Raw genomic sequence first — 23,837 nt, 5'->3', positions numbered from 1 at the left:
GCCACCATGGAGACATGGGCCAGATCAGGATCGGCACGTCGGGCTGGGTCTACCCGCCCTGGCGCGGGACGTTCTACCCGCAGGGCCTGGCGCACAAGCGCGAGTTGGCCTATCTCTCGGAGCAGCTCGACAGCGTGGAGATCAACGGCTCGTTCTACGCACTGCAACGCCCGTCCAGCTACCAGAAGTGGGCGGAGCAGACTCCGGACGATTTCCTCTTCGCGGTGAAGGGCAGCCGGTTCATTACACACATGAAGCGGCTGCGCGACGGAGACGAACTGCTGGCCAACTTCCTGGCCTCCGGCCCGCTGGCGCTCGGGCCCAAGTTGGGGCCGATTCTGTGGCAGCTGCCGCCGACCTTCCGCTTCGACGCCGATGTGCTGGACGCCTTCTTGTCCGGGCTGCCGCGCAGCACCGAGCAGGCCGCCGAGATCGCACGCCGGCACGATCACCGCGTCGATCCCGCGCATACGAGCACCGACGCCGACCGGCCGTTGCGGCACGCCCTGGAGGTCCGGCACGACAGCTTCGTGACCCCGGCCTGCACCGATCTGCTCGGCCGCCACCAGGTCGCCCTCGTGGTCGCCGACGCGGCGGGCAAGTATCCGCTGCTGGAAGAAGTCACCGCCGACTTCGTCTACATCCGGTTGCACGGGCACGACGAGCTCTACGTCAGCGGATACACCGACGAGGGTTTGGACATGTGGGCGGAGAAGATCCGCTCGTGGGCCGGATCGCTGGACGTCTACACCTATTTCGACAACGACGCGAAAGTGCGGGCACCGCGCGACGCGATGGCGTTGCGGGAGCGCCTGGCGTCGCTCGTGTCGCCATGGCCCGCGGGATGACGAAGGTGACGCGGCAGGTCGCGGTGTGCGGACCCAGGGAGTGCACGCGGCAGGAAGCGGAGTGGGCGCGTGCGGTCGGCGAACTCTTGGCGCGGGCCGGGATCACCGTCTTGTGTGGCGGCGGGTCCGGGGTGATGGCCGCGGTCGCCACCGGTGCCGCCGGAGTCGGTGGACTGGTGATCGGCGTGCGTCCGGACACCGACCGCGACGCGGTGTGTCCCGGGCTGTCGGCGGTGCTGTTCACGAACATGGGTGAGGCGCGCAACGCGATCCTCGTCGAGTCGGCGGACGCGGTGATCGTCATCGGCGGTTCGTGGGGCACGCTGTCGGAGGTCGCGCTGGCCCGCAGGCGTGGTGGCATTCCGGTTGTCTCCCTGGGCGGTTGGCAGATTCGCGACGCGAATGGACGTCCGGTGGCGGCCACGGTGGGCGCGGCCGATCCGGCCGACGCGGTGCGCCGGGCGCTGGACGGGATCGATTCCGCACCGGCCGAGCCGACCTGAGGCCGATCGATCCGGGGCGGACGGCGCGGTGCACAAGGCGTCGGGAGCCGACCATGCCTCGCGCCGCATGCGCCGCGGACGGTCGTTGCGCCAGGCGTGAATTCGGCTCAACCGCGCTGCGCCGAAAATCGGCGCTGCGATTGCCCTCTGTGGCCGGCGCGACACTGCCACAAGTTTTCCGGATCGCCGAATCGCCTGATGGGTGCGGTCGGACGTAGTCCGTCCTCAGCCCGCGCATGGCCGGGGCGAAGGGGAAGGTACGCCTGATCTGCGCTCTCCCAGATCTTTCCGATCACGCAATCTTGCGCATCACGCAAGTTTCGCTACCGTGGAGCCGTGGCATTCGTACTCGGCTTGCGCGAACGCAAGAAACTCGCCACCCGCGAGGCGCTCGGTTTCGCGGCGCTGCGACTGGCCGTGGAGCGGGGGCTGGACAACGTTCTCGTCGAGGACATCGCCGCGGCGGCCGGGGTGTCGCCGCGGACGTTCAACAACTACTTCGCGAGCAAGTACGAGGCCGTCTGCTCGGTGGCGGTGGACCGGGCCCGCCGGATCGCGGACGACCTGCGCGCCCGCCCGGTCGCCGAGCCGCTGTGGCCCGCGGTGATCCACGCCGTGCTGGCGGAATTCCGCGACGCCGAGCCACCCGATCCCGCCTGGACCGCGGGGGTTCGCCTGATCACCCGAGCGCCGCTGCTGCAAGGTGAGTACCGCAGATCCCAGGCGGTGATCGAGGACGCGCTGGCCGAAGCCATCGCCGAGCGCATCGGCCGCCCGATCGACGCCGACATGTTCCCGCGGATCATGGCCGGCGCTCTCGCGGCAGCGCTGTGCGTGGCCGTCGACCGATGGGTCGATGCCGATCCACCCGTTCCCGCGCTACCGGTCATCCGGGAGGCGTTGCGGCAGTTGTCCCTTCTCCCAGGAGCGTTTCCGATGGATGTCCCCACCCAGCACACTCTCGCCGTCCCCGGCGCGACCCTCTACTACGAGATCCGCGGCACCGGACCGCTGTTGCTGCTGATTCCCGGCGGCAACGGTGACGCCGCATCTTTCGACGCCGTCGCCGAGCGGCTCGCCGACCGCTACACCGTGGTCGCCTACGACCGGCGCGGCTTCACTCGCAGCCCCCTCGACGGACCGCCGCACGATCGCGTGATCACCGACGGCGCGGACGCCGCCGCGCTGCTCGCGCACCTCACCGACCAGCCCGCCCACGTCCTCGGTAGCAGTTCCGGGGCGATCGTGGCGCTCGAATTGCTGCGCGCCCGGCCGGAACTGGTGCGCACGCTCGTGGCGCACGAACCACCGCTGGCCACGCTGCTGCCCGACGGCGAGAAGTGGCTGGCCTTCCTGGACAGCATCCACGAGCAGAGCAAGACCGAAGGCACCTCCGCCGCCATGGCCGCGTTCTCGGCGGGCATCGGCATGCGGCCCACGCCGCCGCCCCCGCTCGAACAGCTGCCGCCGGAAGCCGTCGCGACAGTCACCAGGATCCAGCAGAACTTGGTCTTCTGGATGGAACACGAGCTGAGACAGTATCCCCGGTACGCCCCGGATCTCGCGGCGTTGCGCGCGTCGTCGGACCGGCTGGTACTCGGCGTCGGACGCGAATCGAGAGACACCTTTCCCGGACTTCCGAACGCCGTACTCGCGAAGGAACTCGGCCTGGACCTCGTCGAGTTCGCGGGCGACCACGTCGGCTATCGCATCGCCGCCGACGAGTTCGCCGCGCAACTCGATCGCGTCCTGACCCGCGACACACCAGCCGCCGCGGACTAAGCCGACTGGCGCAGGGGATGCAGGGCGGCCAGCGCCCGCAGGGCGTCGGCGCGTGAGATGGGCTGGTCGTTCTCCAGGGCGGCCAGTTCCAGTTCGATCCAGTCGCGGATGAGCGCGGACATGGTCACGTCGCGCTGCTCGGCGGCCTTTTTGACCCGCTGGTGCAATTCCAGTGGGATGCGCAGCGACGTGGTGACGGTGACCGTGTCCTCGGCGCGCAACGGCGGGGGCAACTCGGCCGCGTCGACCGGCGCGTCACTGTATTCCAGACCGGAGAGGAAGTCCCGGACGGCCTCCGGGTTCGTCGGATAGTCAGTCATCGGTGTGCTCCCAACGCTCGAGTTCGGCCACCTGGGCCTCGGTCATCTCGACCGCGCCCAGGATGTCCCACTGCCAGCCTTCGGTGCGGCGGACAGCGACGATGAGCGGCCGGCCCGCCTCGGTCCGGCCCCACACCGTCAGGACCGCGAGCTCGTTCCGGCCGTGCGCCTGCCGAGGCCATCGGCGGGCGCCCATGAGCACCTGCAGCACTTCACGCGGGTCGATTCCCACCAGCGACAACAGTGCCCACTCAGGCCAGTTATAACCCACGATCAGCGATAATACAAGTGTATTACAAGGAAGCTCACCGCGCTCTCGCTCGGGACAGATTCCAGCTCTGCCAGCTGTCCTCGCCCAGGTCGGAGCGCAACCTGGCACGTACGTCCGCACGCAGCGGCTCGGGCAGCCGTTCGGTCGCGGGCATGATGTCCGGCGACAGCGTCACGAGGTATTCGGTGTCCAGCGCTTTGCCCCGCTGCCAGCGATCGATGTTCTCCTCGGCGATCAGTCGCTCCGGGTCCACCACGGCCAGCGCCACTAAGGTCGCCATGGCGGTGCCGAGCACGGCGCGCGGCAACCATGCCCGGCGCAGTCGCAGCACCGCGAACAGGACCAGGACGTAGACCAGGCCGAGCCACAGTTCACAGACTTCCACCAGCAGGCGCAACACCGTGAAGCCGTAGGCTCGCTGGTAGGTCCACATCCGGCCGAGCGCCGAGGCGACGATCACCAGCGCCAGCAGGCTCACCGCCGTGAGCAGACCGCGCAGCCACCACCGGTCGGCGGGCGTGTCCTGGGAAGCCCAGCGCAACACGACCACGAGCACCGCGAGGGTCAGGACGGTGACCGCCGACAGCTGCCAGAAGCCGGTGCGGGCGTACTCGGCGTAGGTCAAGCCCGACGTCTTCCGGACATGCTCGTCGCCGCCGAACAGCACGACGAACTGGGTCGCGACGAAGGCCGCGAACAGGATCGCGAGCGCACCGACCGGCAGTGCCCATTCCGAACGGCGCAGTGTTCGCCCACCCGCGCGCGCGGTGGCAGGCGGCGGCGGGCCCGCGAGCACGAACAAGGCACTGACCGCACCGAGCGCGACCACCGCGAACAGGACGATCCACCGCACCACCGAGGGGATGTCCAGGTCCGGCGTCACGGTCTCGAGCAACGCGGCGAACATCGCGTCGGCGCTGCCGAGCAGCGGAACGAAGACCGCGAGCAGCGCGACGGTCACCGCCACCGACAGCCCGAGCCGCCGGGCCCGCGGCGTGTGCGCACCGCGCACCCTGGCGGTACCGGCGTACACCCACGGCACGGCGGAGACCGCCTCCAGGCCGACCGCCAGGGTGTCGTAGAGGATGCCGTTCGCCGAGCGGCGTCCCACGACCGCCAGCGAACCGGCGACACACGCCGCGAGCACGCACAAGGCGAACAGCCAGCCCGCGGCGCGGACGGCGCCTACCGCGAGCAGGGCGAGCGCGAGCGTCGCCCACCACGCGCGTCCCGCGAACCGCGCTCTTCGCGCGTAATGCGATGTCGCCACCGATCGTTCGGCCGCTTGTTCCGCGTCCCCTGTGCTGCCTTTCGTCGTGCTCGCAACGGCCCTGCGGGCGTTCCGGTCGACGAGGACGACCGCCGTCGCCGCGATCGCGGCGGCGAGAACCCAGCCGATGCCGGGCCGGTCCCAGTGGACGAGGATCGCCGCCGCCAGACCGGAGACGAGCGCGGCAGGCACCACGCCGGGAGGACAGACCACACGCCGCCACTTGGGTGGCCGCTGCCACGCGGTCGGGCCGCCCGGGGAGGGCTGGGCGGATCCGCCGGCCGGTGTACCCGCAGCGGCGATGCCTGCCGCCCGCATGTCCGATCCGGCGACCGGTGGATCGACCATCGCAGTGCCGGAACTGATTGCGGCAGAGATGGATTCGGTGCTCGACGCAGCAGAGGCCTCGGGTTCGGCCGTCGAGGCGGATTCGGGTTCGGGAGGCATGGTTCGTCCCTTCGATAGGCGTGCGGAATCACCCCGGAACCGTTCTGGTGGTCCGGGTCGGATGAGTGGCAGGTCAGCGCCCGGGCAGAACGACCCGGATACGGGAGCCCGGCTCGGCGACCGCGATGGTGCCGCCGTGCAGGTCGACCACCCAGCGGGCGATGGCGAGGCCGAGCCCGGTGCCGCCGCCCGTGGTCCGGCCGCCCCTGGTGAACCGGTCGAATACCCGGGCGCGTTCGGCGTGCGGGATGCCGGGGCCGTCGTCGTCGACGTCGATGACGGCCTCGCCTTGCGAGACCCGCACGGCCACGCGGACTTCCCCGCCCGCAGGCCCGTGGCGAGCGGCGTTGTCGAGCAAGTTGAGCAGCACTTGGTGCAGACGCGCACGGTCGGCGTACACGCGGGCGGCGCCGGGCAGCACGTCGGTGCGGAATCGCACGCCGCGCCCGAGCGCGGCGGTCATGACCTCCGCTTCGGCGACGACGTCGGCCAGCAGCGGCGCGATCGGCAACTCCTCGCGGTCGAGCGGGAAGGCGCCCGCTTCGATGCTGGAGAGATCGAGCAATTCGGACACCAGCAGGGTGAGCCGTTCGGTTTGGGCCAGTGCGGTGCGCAGGGTCGCCGGGTCGGGTTGGGAGACGCCGTCGACGAGGTTCTCCAGTACCGCCTGCAAAGCGGTGATGGGCGTGCGCAATTCGTGCGAGACGTTGGCGATCAGGTCGCGGCGTTGCCGGTCGGCCGCCGCGAGGTCGGCCGCCATCTGGTTGAACGCCTCGGCCAGTTGCCCGACTTCGTCCCGGGAACTCGCCCGCACCCGCAGGGTGTAGTCGCCGTGGGCCATCCGTTTCGCCGCCGCGGTCATCTCGCGCAGCGGCCTGGTGATGCCGTGGGCGAGGAACTGCGAAGTGAGCAGCGCGATCACCACCGCGGTGAGCGTGGTGCGCGGGGGCAGCCATCCGATCTTGAACCGGAAGAATCCGAACGCGACCCCGCCGGAGCACAGCATGAGGATGGCGAGCTTCAGCTTGATCGACTTCACCGGGTCCAGCGGCCGGGGCAACAGCTCGGCGATCCGATCGCTCACTCGGCGCGCCCACCGCCGTTCGCCGTATTCCGCTCCCCCGCCGGGTATTTCGCGTTTCACGTCCGGTGCGCTCTCGGGTTCGGTACTCATCGGGCATCCAGGGCGTACCCGACGCCGCGCACGGTGCGGATCAGGTCGGCGCCGAGTTTGCGACGCAACGCCTTGATGTGGCTGTCGACCGCGCGGGTGCCCGCCGCGTCGGACCAGTCCCAGACGTCTTCGAGCAGCCGCTCGCGCGCGAGCACCGCGCGCGGGCGGCGGGCCAGCCGGGCCAGCAGATCGAATTCCAATGGTGTGAGCAGGGCCTCGACGTCCCCGCGCCAGACCCGGCGCTGGTCGACGTCGATTCGCAGATCACCGACCAGGATCGTCGCGCCGTCGCGGTCGGCGGCCCGGTCCAGCCGGCGCAGCAGCGCGTGCACCCGGGCCGCGAGCACGCGCAGTGAGAAAGGTTTCGTGAGGTAGTCGTCCGCGCCGACACCCAACCCGACGAGCTGGTCGGTTTCCTCGGCGCGCGCGGTGAGCATGAGTACGGGCACCGGGCGGCGCGCCTGAATACGGCGGCACACCTCCAATCCGTCGAACCCCGGCAGCATGACGTCGAGCACCACGAGGTCCGGTCCGACGGCCTCGGCGGCGGCGACGGCCGAGGGACCGTCGTGCGCCAAGTCGACGGTGTACCCCTCCGCCCGCAGGCGAGCCGCGACGGATTCGGCGATGGTCATCTCGTCGTCCACCACCAGGATCCGCCGTGCGGACTGCGCCGGTGCGCTGTGTTCCATGCACCGAACCCTAGCCACCGGCTGTGGAGAGATCCGGGCTCGATTGTGGAGATTTCGTGTGCATCCGCGCGGGCGCGCCCGCGTTCAGGGCCGGGGCCACGGACGCTTGTCGATGCGTTCGATGTCGGTGTTGAACCGCTTCAGGAATTCGGCGAACGCGGCGATGTCCTGCGCCGTCCAGTTCGCCAGGACGTTTTCGAGAGCGCGGACGTTGTAGGCGCGTTCGGCGTCGAGCTGGCGCCCGCCCTCGGCGGTGATCCGGAATTTGCGCGCCATGCCGCCGTCCGGATCCGGAATACGTTCGATCAGACCGGCTCCGCGCATGGCGGTGGTCTGCCGGTGCAGCGTCGAAGTGTCCAGGCCGAAGGCATCGCTGAGTTCTCCCACGGACATCGGACCCTGCACCCGCAGCCTGCTCAGCACCGTGTAGGCACTGCGGTCGAGGTGGCCACGGCCCCGGCGGGCCTTGGCACTGAGGCTGTGCCGCCCCAGCAGCATGGTCTCGAACTCCACCGAAGATACGGGCTTGTCCACACAACGCTCCTGCCGATATTCGCCAGCTACGGGCCCATCTCCGCACCTATACCACACTCCCGCGGCCCGACCAGCACATTTGCATAGTACAACTCTTGTGCATCATGCAATTCATATGTATCGTGCACAAGAATCGAAAAGAGAGGGAGACCCGCGTGACAGCACCATCGGCAGCTCGGTCCGAGGGCATCGTCGGCGTACTCGCGGCGGCAGGCATCGTCGCCGCACTGATGCAGACCCTGGTGGTGCCGTTGATCGGGGACCTGCCCCGCATCCTGGACACCACACCGTCCAACGCGTCCTGGGTGATCACGGCGACGCTGCTCGCCGGCGCGGTGGCCACCCCGATCACCGGACGCCTCGGCGATCTCTACGGCAAGCGCCGCATGCTGCTGGCGTGCACGGTTCCGCTCATCGCCGGATCGCTGGTCTGCGCGCTGGCGAGTTCGGTGGTGCCGATGATCGCCGGTCGCGGCCTGCAGGGCATCGGCATGGGTGTCGTCCCGCTCGGCATCAGCGCGTTGCGGGACGTCCTGCCCGCCGAACGACTCGGCACGTCCATCGCGGTGATGAGCGCGTCGATGGGAATCGGTGGCGCGCTGGGTCTTCCGCTGGCCGCGGCGGTGGCCGAGAACGCAAGCTGGCGCGTGTTGTTCTGGGGCGCGGCGGTGCTGAGCGCTGGTGTCGCCACGCTGATCTGGCTGCTGGTGCCCGCCATTCCGGCACGCGGCGGCGGCGGTTTCGACGTTCCCGGCGCACTCGGTCTCGGCACGGCGCTGGTGTGCCTGTTGCTCGCGGTGTCCAAGGGCGCCGATTGGGGCTGGACGAGCGGAACCATCCTCGGCCTGTTCGCGGTCGCGGTCCTGGTCCTCGCGGTGTGGGGCTGGTGGGAACTGCGTACCGCGGACCCGCTGGTCGACCTGCGCGTGACCGCGCGCACGCAGGTCCTGCTGACCAACGCGGCCTCGATCGTGGTCGGGTTCGCCATGTACGCGCAGTCTTTGATCATCCCGCAGCTGCTGCAACTGCCGGTGGTCACCGGGTACGGCCTCGGGCAGTCCATGCTGGCGATGGGATTGTGGATGGCCCCCGCCGGCCTGGTGATGATGGCGGTTTCCCCGCTCGGTGCCCGGCTGTCGGCCGCGCGCGGGCCGAAGGTGACGCTCGCCGTCGGCAGCTCGGTGATCGCCCTCGGATACGGTTCGTCGGTCGTGCTGGTGGGGTCGACCTGGGGGCTACTCGTCGTGACCTGCGTGTGCAGCGGTGGCGTCGGCCTCGCCTACGGCTCGATGCCCGCGCTCATCATGGGCGCGGTCCCGCTGTCGGAAACCGCGTCGGCCAACAGCTTCAACACCTTGATGCGCTCGATCGGCACCACGGTGTCGGCCGCGGTCGTCGGCGTCGTCCTCGCGCAGATGAGCACCCGCCTCGGTGGGCACACCATCCCCACCGAGGCCGGCTTCCGCACCGGATTGCTGATCGCTTGCGGCGTCGCGGTGCTGGCGGCGCTGATCGCGCTGGCCATTCCGGTTCGCAAGTCTGCCGCGACGCTGCCGGAGGCCGACCTCGAGCCCGCGGCCGCGCGCGCCTGAGCGCCGCGGCCCGCGCGGGGGTCAGGCGAACAGGCGGGCGACGAACGGAATGCTGTCGGACAGCGAAGCGGCCATCGTGGCGCTGTGATCCTTGCCCGGATACACGTGGACCTCGGGCCGGACGCCGTGCGATTCCAGATCGGTGACCAGCTTCGCGGTCAGGGGAGCAGGGACGTCGGTGTCGTTGGTGCCCTGTCCGATGAACAGCGGCCGGTCGTAGCCCGTGAGCGGAACGTCCATGACGGAGCGGGCGGTGGCGACGAAATCGCCGTCCGCCAGCGGGCGCGAGAACAACCGGTTGACCGAGATCCCTTGCGCCCGCTCGGCCAGCGGCTGGAAGCACAGCGATTCCGCGGCGGTGGCCAATTGCTTGCCGACCGGGCTGAGGTAACTGTCGAGATCGAAGCCCGGTCGCGCCGCCCGCAGTCCGTTCATGACATACGCGATATAGGCGGTGAGGTGCGAATTGTCGATCGGAGGTGCGTCGGGCCCGAGGAACGAGGCGGCCTCGACGACATTGGAGGCGGGGCCGGTGGCGACCGCGCCGCGATAGTCCAGTTCAGGGGCGTACGCCGTGGCCAGCGAGGCGGTGAACACCGCGGCTCCGCCACCCTGTGACTGCCCGATGGCCACCCATTTCGACGACAGCGAATCCTCGACGGCGCGGGCCGCGCGCACCATGTCGATTCCGGCGTGCGCCTCGGCGCGTCCGTCCAGATACGCGTGCGGCCCCGGGGTGCCCAGACCGATGTAGTCGGTCGCGACGACGGCGTAGCCCTGGCGCAACCAGGTCGCCAGGTAATCCAGGTCGCGCTTGCTACGGCCCGCGGTCGACGGCGCGCATTCGTCGGCGAGGCCGACCGTCCCGTGCTCCCAGGACAGCACCGGCCAGCCACCGCTCGGCGGCGTCCCCGCCGGAACGAAGACCGCACCACCGGCCAGCGCCGGCCGGTCATCGGAGGTCCTGGTCCAATACGTCAGGCGGCGGGCCGCGCCCGCGCCCTCGATCCAAAGCTGTTCGGGCAGCGCCTCGTCGCTGGCGACCGCGCCCGGAGCCGCGCCCGACCCCGTGGGGTCGGCCACGGCCGCCCCCACCGGCGGACCCGCGAAAAGCAATGCGGCCGCGGCCACGGTGATTCCTGCACGTCGCACCGACATGGCGCCACCTCTCGGTTCTCAATTTGGTGTCTCGTCGAGACACTGTAGCCCGATTTTCGGCTAATGTGTCACTTTGAGACACCAATGGGGACGACATCGCCGAGAGAGAATGCGGGGCATGACGGGTGTGAACGGTCCACGCGACCGCGAGAAGGCGCGGGTGCGGCGGGAATTGGTCGACGCGGCGCTGCGGCTGTTCGAGCTGCATGGGTTCGAGCAGACCACCGTGCAGCAGATCGCCGACGCGGTACAGGTCTCCCGGCGGACCTTCCACCGTCATTTTCCGTCGAAGCTCGCGGTGGTGTTCAGCCACGAGGAAGACCTCATGGCCCAGTTGCTCGCTGCCGTCGACCGACGCCCGGCGAGCGAATCGGTGCTGACCGCGGTGCGCGCGGCGCTGCGCGACTTCTTGCTCGACGAGCGGGACGCACCGTCGCGGGACCGCCAGGCGGAGACCGCGCGCCGAGCCAGGCAGCTGCTGGTCGGCAATCCGGAATTGCGCCGGGAGAACTTCATCGGGGCGCTGGGACGCCAGCGCGCGATGGCGCTGAACTTCGCCGCCCGCGCCGGGCTTCCCGCCGATGACCTGCGACCGCAGCTCACCGCCGCGGCCTGTTTCGCGGCCTTCGGTGTCGGCCTCGATCACTGGATGATGGGAGCGGACCACTCGATCCCGGCCTTGCACCGGGTCCTCGATCGCGCGATCGCGTCGCTCCAGCAGGGCATCGACATCCAGGGCGCCGGCTGAACGCGTGCCGGATCGGCACAGCCCGCGCCGCAACCTGTTTCAATCGGTCGCATACCATCGCGGAGGTGATCACGGTGGCCACTTGGAACGTCCTGCATCGCGTCCACGCCGAGAACTGGTACGAGGACGTCGCCACCCGCTGGCCGGACGAGGGCGCACGGATCGCCGAAGTCACCGCGCGGGTGGCCGAACGCACCGAGCGGATCATCGCGTTACAGGAGGTCAGCGGCGATCAACTGGCCAGCCTGCGAATGGCGCTGCCGGATCGAATCTTCCACGCGATGCGGTATCAGCGGTTGCCGACGCCGCGGCGCATGCCCAGTTCCTTGCTCGACGGCGGGGAGTACCTGGTGGTGCTCACCGCGGAGCCGAGCAGGGAGGTGACCGCCGAATCCTTCGCGCACGACCACGGCAAGGGCGCCCTCGTCGTCGACGTCGGCGGGCTGACGGTCATCGCCACCCATGTCACCGGCGATCGGCGGCGCACCGACCAGCTCGCCCGCCTGGCCGAACTCGCCACCGATGCCCCGGAGGACGCCGCGGTGCTGCTGGGTGACTTCAACATCGACCGCGCCACCGTCGCCGCAGGGTTGGGCGACCACTTCATGGTCGCCGAACACGTCGCGGGTGGGCTGCCCACCCGCCCGCGTTCCTCGGGAACGAAGTCACAGCACATCGACCACGTGGTGGTCCACGGCGCGACCGTCACGGCGGCGTCGGTCGACGACATCGGCGGGGTGTCCGACCACAATCTCGTCCACGCGAGCGTCATGGTGTGAGTCGGCCGGGGTCCGCGTCGATGCCGTCGTGCTGCCGATGCCGGGCGGGCCACGAGTTCGGTGCCGCGGCGATTCCGGTCGATCCGTGCAGGAGCTCGCAACGGAACTTCCGGAAAGCGGGGATGCCACGGCATGATCGGCGAGTTCGGGGAAGGAGCCGGGATGTCCGCGGTCGCGAAATCTCCCGCGCTCACAGCGGGTTCCGCAGCGGCGGCGCGTCTTCGACCCCACTGGGATACTCCAGGCCAGAACGATTCGGCTCCGGTCTGTGGCCGGGACCCGTCGAGTCGAGTCCGGCGCGCGGGTCTGTCGGGCATCCGATCCGGCGCCTCCCCGCGCTACGACGGGCGGTAGTATGAGTCGGTGCGTAATCCGACGGTAGTGGCGGCGCGGCTGCGCGGCGCGTTCGTCGGATCCGCGGCCGGGGCGGTGAGCATCGCCGCGCACGCGCTCGGCGGCGGTGCGATGGCACCCGGCGCGGCGCCGATCGCCCTGCTGATCGCCGCGTGCGCGGCGGTCGGCGTGCTGGCCGGTGCGCGACCCCACCGGCACGGGCGCGGCGAGATGATGGCCACGCTGGCGGTGGCGCAAGCCGTCGCGCATTTCGCGTCAACCCTGTCGGCCGCTCATCACCACGACGCGGGCGCGACCTCGGTCATGCTCGGCACGCATCTTGCGGCCGTCCCGCTCGGCGCGCTGCTCATCCGCGCCGCCGAACACGCTGTCGTGCGCGCGGTTTCCGATGTGCGCCACACGGTGCGCGTGCTCGGCGAAGGTCCCAGCGCGCCGGTCCGGATCGGCTCGCCCGCGTTCGGGCATGTTCTCCCCCATCCGCGCCGCCCGCTACTGAGTTCGGGCCCCGGCCTGCGCGGCCCGCCACCTATCCGCTGACCCCTACATCGCGCCGACGAGCCTCGCCGAAGTGCCGGGCCGCGCTCGACGACCCAGCCGACGATGCGCTTCGGATCATGGCTTCCCGCTCCGGCTCGCGAACGCCGTTCCGACCTCGGGAATCACGGCGGTACAGCGCCGGAGAATCGACTCGCCGTGAACCGGATTGCGAAGCGGGCGTTTTCGGCGACTCGCAGTGCGGCTTCAGGGCCAGATCGGCTGCCGCCGACTCGGATGCCCGGCCTCCTCGCGGCGGGCCGGATGTGGCGTGTCCACCGACAGCACCGAGTGACCCGAGCCCGCCGACGGATCGGTCGATGCCCGGAGCTCCCGAGGCCTTCGTCAGCGCGCACCACACCGAATCTCACGACTTGCGGAGTTCTCATGACCGTCAACCTTTTCGTCGCACCGCGCACCGCTCGCCTCCTGCGTGGCGCGCTCGCCGCCGCGGCGGTGCCCCTTCTGCTGACCGCGTGTTCGTCGGCCGACAAGACCGGCACCGTCGCATCCGCCGATGCGGTGACCATCTCCGACCAGTGGGTCAAGGCCGCCGACAGCGGGATGTCGGCCGCCTTCGGCGACCTGACCAACAGCGGCGACACCCCGCGCACCATCGTCTCGGCCACCAGTCCCGCCTCCGGCCGGATCGAGTTGCACGAGGTGGTCACCGACGCGAACGGCACCAAGGCGATGCGGCCCAAGCCCGGCGGCTTCGTCGTTCCGGCGCACGGCCGCACCCAGCTGCGGCCCGGCGGCGACCACATCATGTTCATGGACCTGCACGGGCCGCTGCGCACGGGGTCGGAGACGTCGGTCACGCTGACCTTCGACGACGGCTCGACCACCACCTTCACCGCTCAGGTGCGCGACTTCGCGGGCAACCAGGAGAATTACGTGCCCGATCACGCGGGCGGCGAGGCACATGCAGGCGCGCAGACCCCCGCGCACGGTGGCTGACCGCGACGAACCGCGTCCCGCACGGATCAACCGGCGGCGTCTGCTGGGCGGCGGAGCCGCCGCGGCCGGCGTCGCCGGTGTCGGGCTCGGCGCGTCCGCGCGTACCGGACGGCGGGAATCCGGTCCCTCGGCCCGGGAAGCGACGGTGCCGTTCTACGGCCCGCACCAAGCCGGGATCGACACCCTCCCGCAGTCGCACGCGGCATTCGTCGCCTTCGATCTGCGACCGGGTGTCCGGCGCGATGACCTCGTCGGACTGCTGAGGATATGGACCGGGGACGCCGCCCGGCTGACCGAGGGGCGGCCCGCGCTCGCGGACACCGAAGCCGAACTCGCGCTGCACCCGGCGCGGCTCACCGTCACGGTGGGTTTCGGGCCCGCGGTGTTCACGGCGGCCGGGCTCGAGCATCGCAGGCCGTCGTGGCTGCGGCCGTTGCCCCCTTTCGCCATCGACCGGCTCGAATCCGCCTGGACCGGAGGCGATCTGCTCCTGCAGATATGCGCCGAGGAGGCGACCACGGTGTCACACGCGGTGCGTGTGCTCTGCCGGAGCGTGACCTCGCTGGTCACCGTGCGCTGGGTGCAACGCGGATTTCGCGATGCCGCACCAGGCCGGACACCGCGCAACCTGATGGGCCAGGTCGACGGCACGGTGAACCTGGCGCCCGGCACACCGGAGTTCGCCCGTCTGGTGTGGGATGACGGGGCCACGCAGCCCTGGCTGCGCGGCGGAACCTCGTGCGTACTGCGGCGGATCGCGATGACGCTGGACACCTGGGACCGGATCGACCGAGAGGAAAGGGAACTCACCGTCGGCCGCACCATCGCCGACGGCGCGCCGCTGACCGGAACCGGCGAGTTCGACGAGCCGGACTTCGCGGCCGTCGACGCGAACGGGATACCGGTCATCCCACCGTCATCGCACATCGCTCGCGCCCATCACACCCACGACGGCGAGCGTTTCCTGCGGCGCGGCTACAACTACGACGACGCCCCCACGCCGGGCGCGACCTCCAACTCGGGTCTGCTGTTCGCCGCCTATCAGCGGGACGTGGACACCCAGTTCCTTCCGGTCCAGCGTCGGCTCGCGGAATTCGACGCTCTCAATGTGTGGACCACACCCATCGGTTCCGCGGTGTTCGCAATCCCGCCCGGGGTCGCGTCACCGGGCGGCTATCTCGGGCAACCGCTGTTCGAGGCGTGAGAAGTGTTCGGCGCCCATGCGGCGCCGGACACCTCAGGTCCACAACACGGCCACCAAGACGTTCACGATCGCCAGCACGCCCGCGGCATCGGTCAACCACGGCACCGGCTTGCCTCGCTTCTCGTCCGCGTGCCCCATCTCCGCGAACGCCGCCACCGCCACCGCGACGACCAGCTTCACGCCGATCTTCACCATGTTCGGGTCCTTGCCGAGCGAATCGATCGACTCGGCCATGCCGACCAAGATCAATCCGGTGACCACCTGCAACCGCGCACCCCAGACCATCACCTCCGAGACCCGAGGCCGCCCCGCCACATAACCACCCACTACCGCCGCCATGCCGAGCAGGTGAGCGACGACTACGACGTTGTAGATCAACTCTGACACGTTCACGCAGCAAACTTGCCATGGTTCGGGCGCGAGTGCACTTCGCGATTTCGCTGCCCGATGGGACGAACTCGCCCGCACCGGTGCAGCGCATTCGAAGAGCTCGGTCACCGAACTACGTCGCGTACAGCGTCACCTGACGGATGTGGCGGGGATGCCGCACGACCCCACAGTGGACCACACGACTTGCATCACACCTGCTCGAAGGACCAACCACATGGTCGAAATCCGACGCGGTCGCACACGGTGGCGGACCAGCAAGACTGTCACCACAATCGCGGCCGCTGTCGCCGCGGGCGGACCCGCCGCCGCGACCCTACCGAAGCGAACTGCCGGACCGGCTACGACGCCAACCAGCCGGCGGAGAAACGCCGGTGTCCGTGTAGCGACACGGCCGGCCGCGCGACTATCGTGACGAGTCGATCTGTTGGTGGACTTGGCTTTTCACCCCCCGGTGGGAGTATTCGAGGTTGACGTATGAGCAGCACATCGGTCACTGTCACGCTCGACCGGCTGCGCCGGGATCTGCGCGAATTCGCGCGCTTGGCCGAAGCGCGTTACGACCCCGCGGTGGTGGATCCGGCGCTGGACGCTCTCGCCGATCTGTGGACCGGCTCGGTGGTCGGTGTGCGCACCACGACCCATCCGGTGCCCGAGCGCGAGGTCAACGCCAGGGTGCAGCACTCGGGCCCGCCGGCAGAACTGGTCGAGACGCTGCGCGGTGCCGGACTGATCACCTTCACCGGACATCCCATGGAGAAATTGCTGGCGGAGGTCTGTGCCGAGGTCCCGGCGGGATCGGCCGTCGACCTGTCCCTCACCGGTGGTGTGCAGAAGGTCTGGCTGTTCTTCGCCGATGTCCTCGAGGTCGAGCGGATGCTCGCGTTCCCGGGGATTCCGGACGCGGCGCGCTCGCACACCGAGCACTTGACCCGCTACGGCGGCAAGGTCGGCATTCTGGCGCTCGATTTCGCCAGTCGCACCATGAACTTGTACTCCCAGGTGCTGCCGCCCGGTGCGATCACTTCCGACGACATCGCCGCAATCCTGACCGACCTGGATTTCGTCGCGGCCACCGACGAAGAACTGACGCTGTTCGACGGCACATTCAACGTCTACCGCACCTTCTGTTGGACCTCGCCGCGCATGCGACGCATCTGCTTCCCGCAGCGTTATCAGGAATCGAATTTTCCGCGCGACCTCGATCCCGTGCTGACCCGTTTCGTCGACGGGGCGCCGCGTGCCTTCGAAGGGCCACGCGGCTTCACCCTCTACGCCGCCTACGGTCCGCACTCGCGGTACTACAAAGTGCAAGCCGAATACACGACCGTCCATCGTGCCGTCATCCCCGGCGGCGGCGCCGCGCCGCGAGCGAAATAGGCGCGGCTCGTAGTGGCCGCCGCTGACGAAGATGGCCTCGAGGTGCGGCGGACGTTCGGCGGCGGCGAGCGCCTGCATCGAGTGCGCGCAGACGATGGCGCCGTCGACCGGGCGCACACGTTCCTGACGTGACCTCGAGCCGTGCGCACGCCGAGGAGGGGTGATCCACGCGACAGTGCAATCTGGAATGATTCCAATAAAGTCGGAGTTGTTCTTCGTGAAGATCACGAGAGGAGTGCAACCATGACTACGGCACACAAGACTCAGCACCGAACCAATCGCCGTCTCGCCGACGAGGTCCGCAATTTCACCGGTTCACCCCGCCTGGCCGCCGATCTGCAGCGCGTTCTCGTCGATCTCGTCGAACTGCACTTGCAAGGCAAGCAGGCCCACTGGAACGTCGTCGGCGCCAATTTCCGCGATCTCCACCTGCAACTCGATGAGCTCGTCGATGCGGCACGGGAGGGCAGCGACACCATCGCCGAGCGGATGCGAGCCCTCGACGTGGTCCCCGACGGACGCTCCGACATCGTCGCCGCGACGACGAGCCTCCCGCCGTTCCCCGCCCAAGAGGTGAACTCCGCCGACGTCGTCGACTTGATCACGACTCGCACCTACGCGGCGATCGACACCATCCGCGACGTGCACGACGCGGTGGACGCCGAGGACCCCAGCACCAGCGATCTGCTGCATCAGATCACCGCGTCGCTGGAGAAACTGGCGTGGATGATCAAGTCGGAGAACCGCAAGGTCTGACGGCACGAGCGCCATACGCCGAGTGGAAGCACCCGCCGTTCCCCTTCCAGGGGTCCGAGCGCGATCATTGAGGCGTGCACGACCTGATCCGCTCGGTGTGGCACGAGCCGCACGCCCCAGACGCTCCACCTCGGTCATGGCGGGATCGGGCGCTCGTGGGAACGTTCATCGCGCTCGCGGTTCTCGAAGGTTCGCTTCGACAAGACATCTCGCACCGGTTCGTGTGGATCGCGGTCGCGGTCGCGATCATGCCCACGCTGTTGTGGCGCCGGAGCCGACCGCTGTCGATGGTCGGCATCGCCTTCGTCGGCTCGACCTCGGCGACGGTGCTGCTGGGTGGCGATCAGTCGGACATCGCCGCCATGGGGGCGACGCTGCTGCTGCCGTACGCGTTGTACCGGTGGGGGTCCGGGCGCGACATCGTGATCGGATCGGCGATCGTCTTCCCCAGTGCGGGCATCGCGATGCTGACCGGCGGCCTCCCCGCCGCCGATGCGGCCGGAGCGTTCATCGTGCTGTTCGCGGCCGTCGCGCTGGGCTTGGCGTTCCGGTACCGGGCACGGGCGAAGGCTCGGGAACTCGATCAGGTCAAGCTCGTCGAACGCGAACGACTGGCCCGCGATCTGCACGACACCGTCGCGCATCATGTGTCGGCCATGGCGATTCGCGCCCAAGCCGGTCTGGCGATCGCGGAGTCCACGCCCGGCGCCGCCGTCGACGCGCTGCGCCTGATCGAGGCCGAAGCCGCGCGCACGCTCGCCGAGATGCGCGCCATCGTGCGTGTGCTCCGGCGAGACCAGCCGATCGATGATGGGGACCGCTCGCCCAATCCCGGCATCACCGATCTGGAACAGCTCGCCGGTTCCACCGGCAACGGTCCTACCGTGGAGGTGGAGATCAGTGGTGATGTCACCGATCTGCCCGCGACGGTCGGCACCGCGATCTACCGCTTGGCCCAGGAGTCGATCACCAACGCGGTGCGTCACGCCCGGCACGCCACCCGCATCGAAGTGCGTGTCACCAGCGACGACACCGCGGTCCGACTGCTCGTCCGTGACGACGGCGACGGCGGTCCCGCACGCCCGGCCGGATCTCCGGGTTACGGGCTGGCCGGCATGGCCGAGCGCGCCGACCTGCTCGGCGGCACCTGCGCGGCGGGCCCGAACTCCGACCGCGGGTGGACCGTGACGGCGGTGCTGCCCCGGCAGGGTGCGGCGACATGACCGCAGGCGAGCCGACGACGTCGAATCTGCGGGTGGTCGTCGCCGACGACCAGGAGATCGTCCGCACCGGGCTGGTGATGATCCTCGACGCCCAACCGGGTATCGAAGTCGTCGGCGCGGCCGGGGACGGGGCCCAGGCCGTCCGGCTCGCTCGCGATCTGCGCCCAGATGTGTGCTTGTTCGATATCCGCATGCCGGGCGTCGACGGCATCGAGGCCACTCGCCTGCTCGCCGGGCCTGCCGTCGACGACCCCCTCGCCGTGGTCGTCATCACCACCTTCGACCTCGACGAGTACGTTTACGCGGCGCTGCGTGCCGGCGCACGCGGATTCCTTTTGAAAGAGGCCGGACCCGCGATGCTCGCGCAGGCCGTCCATGCCGCCGCTCGCGGCGACGCGCTCATCGCCCCGAGTATCACCGCGCGTCTGCTCACCGCCTTCGCAAGCACCGGACGCGCCGCAGCGCCTGCCCGGCCCGCCATGGAACTCACCGAGCGCGAGGAGCACGTACTGGCCACCGTCGCCCGAGGGCGAACCAACAACGAGATAGCCGCGGAGCTGCACATCAGCCTCAGCACGGTCAAGACCCACATCGCGAGCCTCATGGCCAAACTCGGGGCGCGCAACCGGGTGGAACTCGTCATCTGGGCGTACGAGACCGACCGCGTCGGGCGCTGACCGGAGCACCTCGGCCGAAAGTATCCCCGGGCCCCGTCCTATCGGCCGACTCGGATCGAACCGCTCGTCCGATGTGGTCCGTCGGCCGGTTCGCCAGGATGGTTGCACAACCGACGCCGCTCGCGGCCCGGCGTGACCATTCGAGGGAGAAAACCATGTCGGCATCGACGAACGCGACCACGCCCGAACGCGACGCCACGATGAAGGCGATCGTCCAACGCGGTTACGGTGCACCGGAACAGGTACTCGCACCGGACGACATCGCCCGCCCCGATCCCTCCGACGACGAGGTCCTGGTCCGCATGCGCGCCACCAGCGTGAACACCCCGGACTGGCTCGCGGTGACCGGTGTGCCGTACCTCCTGCGACTGGGGTTCGGACTCCGCCGGCCTGCTACACCGGTACGCGGAAGTGACATCGCGGGAACCGTGGAGGCCGTCGGAAAGAACGTGACCGGCTTCCGCCCCGGCGACGAGGTATTCGGTTCGCTGTGGGGCAACAGCGCGAAATCGCTGGCAGGCACGTTCGCCGAATTCACGGTGGTACCGGCGTCCCAGCTGATCGGCAAACCCGCCGAACTGTCGTTCGCGGAGGCCGCGGCATCGGTCATGTCGGGCATCACGGCGCTGCTGGCAATGCGCGACGTGGGCCGGGCCGGGCCGGGGAAACGGGTCCTGATCAACGGCGCGTCGGGCGGTGTCGGAACGCTCGCGGTGCAGATCGCCAAGACGCTCGGCGCTCAGGTCACCGGCGTGTGCAGCACCCGCAACATCGAACTCGTGCAGTCGTTGGGCGCCGACCACATCATCGACTACACCCGGGAGGACTACACCCGTGGCACACAACGCTACGACGTGATCCTCGACAACGTGTTGAACCATCCGCCCTCCGCGACAGCCGATCTGCTGACACCCACCGGAATATTCATCCCCAACAGCATCGGCAGCGCCAGAGGACTTTTCGGGAGCCTGCCGAGGATCGCCCGAGCGAAGATGATGGGTTGGGGTTCGACCGACGTCCGCACCGTCACCTGCCTCCCCGGCCAGGACGATTTGAACGATCTCGCCGCGCTCTTGGTGTCCGGCGACGTCAAGGTGATCATCGAGCGGGCCTATCCCCTCGGCGAAGCCGCGCACGCGGTCGCCCACATGCTCGGGCACCACGCCAGAGGCAAGATCGTCATCACCGATTAGCTTGCCCGGCGACCGCGGTCCAGCCTTCGCCGCACCCTGTATCGGAGGGGCCTCGTTGGTTGAACCGCGCCGTCGGCGGAGTGGCTTGTGCGCCACCGGGGAGTTGCTCACCCACCAGTGAACTCGGGTGGTCTGCGCTCCAGCACGGCCGAGACGGCCTCGCGATGGTCGTCGGTGTGATGCGCGGCGGCCTGCATGGCCGCAGACAGCTCGAGCAGGCTTTCCAAGCTCTGGTGTGTTCCTTCGCGCAGCAGCCGCTTGGTCATTCGCAGCACATGCGGCGGATTGGCGCACACGCGGGCAGCGAGCCGGTGGGCCGCGTCCAAGAGTGCGCCGGGCTCCACCACCTCCGAGACCAACCCCCAGTCGAGTGCGGTGCGCGCGTCGATCGGCTCACCGGTGAACGCCATTTCGCAGGCCCTGGCCATGCCGATCGCCCTGGGCAGCAGCCAGGCTCCGCCGTCGCCGGGGACCAGGCCTAGCTTGACGAAGCTCTCGGCGAACACGGCGGTGGCGACGGCGATCCGCAGGTCGCACAGCAAGGCCAGGTCGCAACCCGCGCCGATGGCCGGGCCGTTGACGGCGGCGATGGTGGGTATCTCGCAGTGATACAGCGCTCTCGGGATCCGCTGAATTCCGTGACGGTATTCCTGACGTAGCCGCGCCGGTGTGCCGCCGAACATTCCGGCCCGGTCGCGCATGTGCTTGACGTTGCCGCCGGAGGAGAACGCCGAGCCGGCACCGGTGAGGATGGCCGCCCGGAGGCTGTGGTCCTGGTTGGCCGCCGCCACCGCGTCCTCGAGGGCGCTGATGGTGTCCGCTTCGGAGATCGGATTGCGGGCTCGCGGGTTGTTCAGGGTCCAGACGACCACATCGCCGGTCCGGTCGATCAGGATCGGGTCACTCATCGCGGCCTCCGGACGCCGACTCGGACAGGACGATTCGCACATCCACCGGCGTGAGGTCGTGCCCGGACGCGATAACCGGATTGAGATCGAGTTCGGCTATCTCCGGGTGCGCGGCGACGAAATCCCCGATGCGCACGAGGAATCGCGCGAGCCCGTCACGATCGACCTCGGGCAGGTGCCGGTAGCCGTCGAGCATGCGGGAGGCGATGGTCTCCTCGATCATCTGGTGAGCTTCCGACTCGGTGAGGGGGACGGCTCGGAACGCGACATCCCGGACCGCCTCGACCAGCACCCCACCGGTGCCGAAAGCCAGCACCGGCCCGAAGATCGGATCCCGGGTCGCGCCGACGAGCAACTCCACACCAGCGTCGGCCATGGGGGTCACGATCACTCCGTCGATCCTGGCGTCGGGCACCTTCGCGGTCACCGCGTCGACAATGGAGTCGGCGTTCTCGGTCGCGGTGGAGGCCACCACTCCCAGCCGGACGCCACCGACGTCCGACTTGTGGATCACCTGGGCTGAGACGACTTTCAGTGCACACGGTCGCCGGTACGCGGCGACTGCCGGAGCCACCGCATCCACGTCGCGCGCGAAGGTCCACATGCCGACCTCCACTCCCGCGTCGGCCAGCACCCGCCGCGCGGTCGGCTCGTCGAGGATCCCCGAACCCGGGATGGGCGGGGCGGGCGGCGGCAGTGTCAGCGAGGAGCGCCGGGCGCGCTCGGCGATCAGGCGGCCGCGCCGGTGCAGAGCCGCCGCCGCTCGCACGGCGTGCTCGATCGAGCCGAGCACCGGTACGCCGCCGGCGCGCAGCCGGTCGTGATTGGCGATATCGAGACCGGCGTAGCAGCTCTGGATCACCAAGGGCACCTTGTATTCGGCCGAAAGCGCGAGCAGGACGCCCGCCGTCGCGTCTTCGCTGTCGCGCAATCCCGCGTCGAAACGCAGGTGGTAGCCACCGAACAGCCCGATGATCAGCACGAGGCCCACCGCGGGATCGCGCATGAGGATCTCGGCGGCTTCGGCGAAGACCATCGGGTCGGTATCGGTGGCGCCGGCCACATCGACGGGGCCCGAGACCGCGGCCGCCGCGCCGAGCACTTTCCGCAATTGTTGCCGGGTGTGCTCGGCGAGCCGTGCGGATTCGATCCCGTGCGCGGCCAGGCCATCCGCCGCCAGCGCGGCGTGTCCACCGCCGTCGCTGAGAATCGCGACCGTGCGCCCCGGGGTGATCGGAGCACACACGGCGAGGGCTCCCGCGACGACCGCGAGTTCGTCGGAGCGATCGACCAGTTCCACCCCGGCTTGGCGCAGGACGGCGGTCGCCACCGCGTCCGAGCCCGCTATCGAGCCGGTATGCGAGGCCGCCGCGCGCCGGCCCTCCTCCGAGCGGCCGCCGCGCAGCAGGACGACGGGCGTGTCCGGCGCGGTCCGAGCGGCCGCCACCAGGAACGACCGCCCGTCGGCGAATCCCTCGGAATGGACCGCCACGACACCGGTTTCCGGATGACGGGCGAGTTCGACCAGGCATTCGTCGTAACGGACGTCGGCTTGGTTGCCCAACCCCACGTACGCGTGAAAGCCGGGACCTCTGAGGACGTTGTTGTCGTTCACCAGCGACAACAGCATGTTCCCGCTCTGCGTGATGACGCTGATCGGTCCGCGCGGAACACCCTGCAGCCCTACCAGATTCGCACCCGAAGTGAGGTTGAGCAGGCCGGAGGTGTTGGGACCGATGACGCGAATGCCGGTCTCGTCGATCGCGGCTGCCAGCTCGGCGGCGAGATCGGCGCCGTCCACGCCGATCTCACCGAAACCGTTGGCGAGCACCACTGCTCCGGCGATGCCCGCGGCCGCGCATTCACGCAACACGCCGGGCACGGCGGCGGCGGGCAGGGCGATCAGCGCGACATCGGCGCCGGGAGGCACCTGATCGAGCGATGCGCAGACATCCAGGCCGAGTATTTGGCCGGCATTGGGATTGACCGGGTAGACGGGGTTTTCGTAACCGGCCTCCCGCAGAGCGCGAATGGCCTGGTGACCACGCTTCGCCGGGTCGGAAGACGCACCGACCACCACGACGGAGCGTGGATCCAACAGACGTTCGAGCGCGGTGCGGACCGAGGCGTCGAGTGTGGGCAC

The 23,837-nt window shown here is 69.5% G+C and carries 24 protein-coding genes; 14 read left to right on the top strand and 10 right to left on the bottom strand.

Annotated features, from left to right (window positions below):
• The first annotated feature begins 14 nt into the window (after positions 1–14).
• The 3 genes from ACIA5H_RS33740 to ACIA5H_RS33730 all read left to right on the top strand — a co-directional run bounded on the left by ACIA5H_RS33740 (position 15) and on the right by ACIA5H_RS33730 (position 3,133).
• A complete protein-coding gene (locus ACIA5H_RS33740; protein WP_379255854.1) occupies positions 15–848 on the top strand; it encodes a DUF72 domain-containing protein in 834 nt (277 codons plus the stop codon).
• Positions 845–1,351, top strand: coding sequence for an LOG family protein (locus ACIA5H_RS33735; RefSeq protein WP_379255855.1), 507 nt, complete (start codon positions 845–847; stop codon positions 1,349–1,351). Before ACIA5H_RS33740 ends, ACIA5H_RS33735 begins: the two co-directional genes overlap by 4 nt.
• 336 nt (positions 1,352–1,687) lie before the next feature.
• On the top strand, positions 1,688–3,133 hold the full coding sequence (locus ACIA5H_RS33730; protein ID WP_397079978.1) for an alpha/beta fold hydrolase: 1,446 nt from the start codon (positions 1,688–1,690) through the stop codon (positions 3,131–3,133).
• Here ACIA5H_RS33730 and ACIA5H_RS33725 read toward each other — a convergent pair.
• The 6 genes from ACIA5H_RS33725 to ACIA5H_RS33700 all read right to left on the bottom strand — a co-directional run bounded on the left by ACIA5H_RS33725 (position 3,130) and on the right by ACIA5H_RS33700 (position 7,841).
• Positions 3,130–3,453: a hypothetical protein gene (locus tag ACIA5H_RS33725; RefSeq protein ID WP_355079295.1), complete on the bottom strand. Its 324-nt coding sequence runs from the start codon at positions 3,451–3,453 to the stop codon at positions 3,130–3,132. The genes ACIA5H_RS33730 and ACIA5H_RS33725 overlap by 4 nt on opposite strands.
• Positions 3,446–3,724: a hypothetical protein gene (locus tag ACIA5H_RS33720; RefSeq protein WP_355079297.1), complete on the bottom strand. Its 279-nt coding sequence runs from the start codon at positions 3,722–3,724 to the stop codon at positions 3,446–3,448. The genes ACIA5H_RS33725 and ACIA5H_RS33720 overlap by 8 nt, the downstream gene beginning before the upstream one ends.
• Before the next feature lie 34 nt (positions 3,725–3,758).
• Positions 3,759–5,342, bottom strand: a complete 1,584-nt coding sequence (locus ACIA5H_RS33715) for a DUF4153 domain-containing protein (protein ID WP_397079975.1) — start codon at positions 5,340–5,342, stop codon at positions 3,759–3,761.
• 172 nt (positions 5,343–5,514) lie between these two features.
• A complete protein-coding gene (locus ACIA5H_RS33710; RefSeq protein ID WP_397079973.1) occupies positions 5,515–6,615 on the bottom strand; it encodes an ATP-binding protein in 1,101 nt (366 codons plus the stop codon).
• On the bottom strand, positions 6,612–7,307 hold the full coding sequence (locus ACIA5H_RS33705; protein WP_379255863.1) for a response regulator: 696 nt from the start codon (positions 7,305–7,307) through the stop codon (positions 6,612–6,614). The genes ACIA5H_RS33710 and ACIA5H_RS33705 overlap by 4 nt, the downstream gene beginning before the upstream one ends.
• An 84-nt stretch (positions 7,308–7,391) precedes the next feature.
• Positions 7,392–7,841, bottom strand: a complete 450-nt coding sequence (locus ACIA5H_RS33700) for a MarR family winged helix-turn-helix transcriptional regulator (protein WP_356968407.1) — start codon at positions 7,839–7,841, stop codon at positions 7,392–7,394.
• Between the two features lie 155 nt (positions 7,842–7,996).
• Here ACIA5H_RS33700 and ACIA5H_RS33695 point away from each other — a divergent pair, with 155 nt between their 5' ends.
• On the top strand, positions 7,997–9,433 hold the full coding sequence (locus ACIA5H_RS33695; protein WP_397079970.1) for an MFS transporter: 1,437 nt from the start codon (positions 7,997–7,999) through the stop codon (positions 9,431–9,433).
• A gap of 21 nt (positions 9,434–9,454) precedes the next feature.
• On the opposite strand, the gene ACIA5H_RS33690 is transcribed toward ACIA5H_RS33695, so the two are convergent.
• A complete protein-coding gene (locus tag ACIA5H_RS33690) occupies positions 9,455–10,591 on the bottom strand; it encodes a lipase family protein (RefSeq protein WP_397079968.1) in 1,137 nt (378 codons plus the stop codon).
• 118 nt (positions 10,592–10,709) lie between these two features.
• Here ACIA5H_RS33690 and ACIA5H_RS33685 point away from each other — a divergent pair, with 118 nt between their 5' ends.
• The 5 genes from ACIA5H_RS33685 to ACIA5H_RS33665 all read left to right on the top strand — a co-directional run bounded on the left by ACIA5H_RS33685 (position 10,710) and on the right by ACIA5H_RS33665 (position 15,170).
• On the top strand, positions 10,710–11,339 hold the full coding sequence (locus tag ACIA5H_RS33685; protein WP_397079966.1) for a TetR/AcrR family transcriptional regulator: 630 nt from the start codon (positions 10,710–10,712) through the stop codon (positions 11,337–11,339).
• 65 nt (positions 11,340–11,404) lie between these two features.
• Complete coding sequence (locus ACIA5H_RS33680) at positions 11,405–12,118, top strand: endonuclease/exonuclease/phosphatase family protein (protein ID WP_397079964.1); 714 nt, start codon at positions 11,405–11,407, stop codon at positions 12,116–12,118.
• Between the two features lie 363 nt (positions 12,119–12,481).
• On the top strand, positions 12,482–13,009 hold the full coding sequence (locus tag ACIA5H_RS33675; RefSeq protein WP_379255871.1) for a hypothetical protein: 528 nt from the start codon (positions 12,482–12,484) through the stop codon (positions 13,007–13,009).
• A 384-nt stretch (positions 13,010–13,393) separates the two neighbouring features.
• Positions 13,394–13,966 carry a copper chaperone PCu(A)C gene (locus ACIA5H_RS33670; protein ID WP_379255873.1) on the top strand — a complete coding sequence of 191 codons (573 nt, stop codon included), beginning with the start codon at positions 13,394–13,396 and terminating at the stop codon, positions 13,964–13,966.
• Positions 13,959–15,170 (top strand): Dyp-type peroxidase, encoded by a 1,212-nt coding sequence (locus ACIA5H_RS33665; protein WP_397079962.1) that lies wholly within the window; start codon positions 13,959–13,961, stop codon positions 15,168–15,170. The genes ACIA5H_RS33670 and ACIA5H_RS33665 overlap by 8 nt, the downstream gene beginning before the upstream one ends.
• 33 nt (positions 15,171–15,203) lie before the next feature.
• Here the strand turns inward: ACIA5H_RS33665 and ACIA5H_RS33660 are convergent, their stop codons facing one another.
• Entirely contained in the window at positions 15,204–15,509 is a 306-nt protein-coding gene (locus ACIA5H_RS33660; protein WP_397080003.1) for a hypothetical protein, read from the bottom strand.
• A gap of 525 nt (positions 15,510–16,034) precedes the next feature.
• On the opposite strand from ACIA5H_RS33660, the gene ACIA5H_RS33655 reads away from it, so the two are divergent.
• The 5 genes from ACIA5H_RS33655 (at position 16,035) to ACIA5H_RS33635 (ending at position 20,786) form a co-directional block, all read left to right on the top strand.
• Positions 16,035–16,937: an aromatic prenyltransferase gene (locus ACIA5H_RS33655; protein ID WP_397079960.1), complete on the top strand. Its 903-nt coding sequence runs from the start codon at positions 16,035–16,037 to the stop codon at positions 16,935–16,937.
• Positions 16,938–17,180: 243 nt separating this feature from the next.
• Positions 17,181–17,693, top strand: coding sequence for a DNA starvation/stationary phase protection protein (locus tag ACIA5H_RS33650; RefSeq protein ID WP_364435482.1), 513 nt, complete (start codon positions 17,181–17,183; stop codon positions 17,691–17,693).
• A gap of 155 nt (positions 17,694–17,848) precedes the next feature.
• Positions 17,849–18,916: a sensor histidine kinase gene (locus ACIA5H_RS33645; RefSeq protein WP_397079958.1), complete on the top strand. Its 1,068-nt coding sequence runs from the start codon at positions 17,849–17,851 to the stop codon at positions 18,914–18,916.
• A complete protein-coding gene (locus tag ACIA5H_RS33640) occupies positions 18,913–19,593 on the top strand; it encodes a response regulator (RefSeq protein ID WP_379255879.1) in 681 nt (226 codons plus the stop codon). The genes ACIA5H_RS33645 and ACIA5H_RS33640 overlap by 4 nt, the downstream gene beginning before the upstream one ends.
• Positions 19,594–19,748: 155 nt before the next feature.
• Positions 19,749–20,786: an NAD(P)-dependent alcohol dehydrogenase gene (locus ACIA5H_RS33635; protein WP_397079955.1), complete on the top strand. Its 1,038-nt coding sequence runs from the start codon at positions 19,749–19,751 to the stop codon at positions 20,784–20,786.
• A 107-nt stretch (positions 20,787–20,893) separates the two neighbouring features.
• On the opposite strand, the gene ACIA5H_RS33630 is transcribed toward ACIA5H_RS33635, so the two are convergent.
• Entirely contained in the window at positions 20,894–21,694 is an 801-nt protein-coding gene (locus ACIA5H_RS33630) for a crotonase/enoyl-CoA hydratase family protein (RefSeq protein WP_397079953.1), read from the bottom strand.
• Complete coding sequence (locus ACIA5H_RS33625) at positions 21,687–23,837, bottom strand: acetate--CoA ligase family protein (protein WP_397079951.1); 2,151 nt, start codon at positions 23,835–23,837, stop codon at positions 21,687–21,689. Before ACIA5H_RS33625 ends, ACIA5H_RS33630 begins: the two co-directional genes overlap by 8 nt.

The organism is Nocardia sp. NPDC051900 (genome assembly GCF_044452545.1).
GTDB lineage: Bacteria > Actinomycetota > Actinomycetes > Mycobacteriales > Mycobacteriaceae > Nocardia > Nocardia sichangensis.
This window is presented reverse-complemented; position numbering and strand designations above follow the sequence as displayed.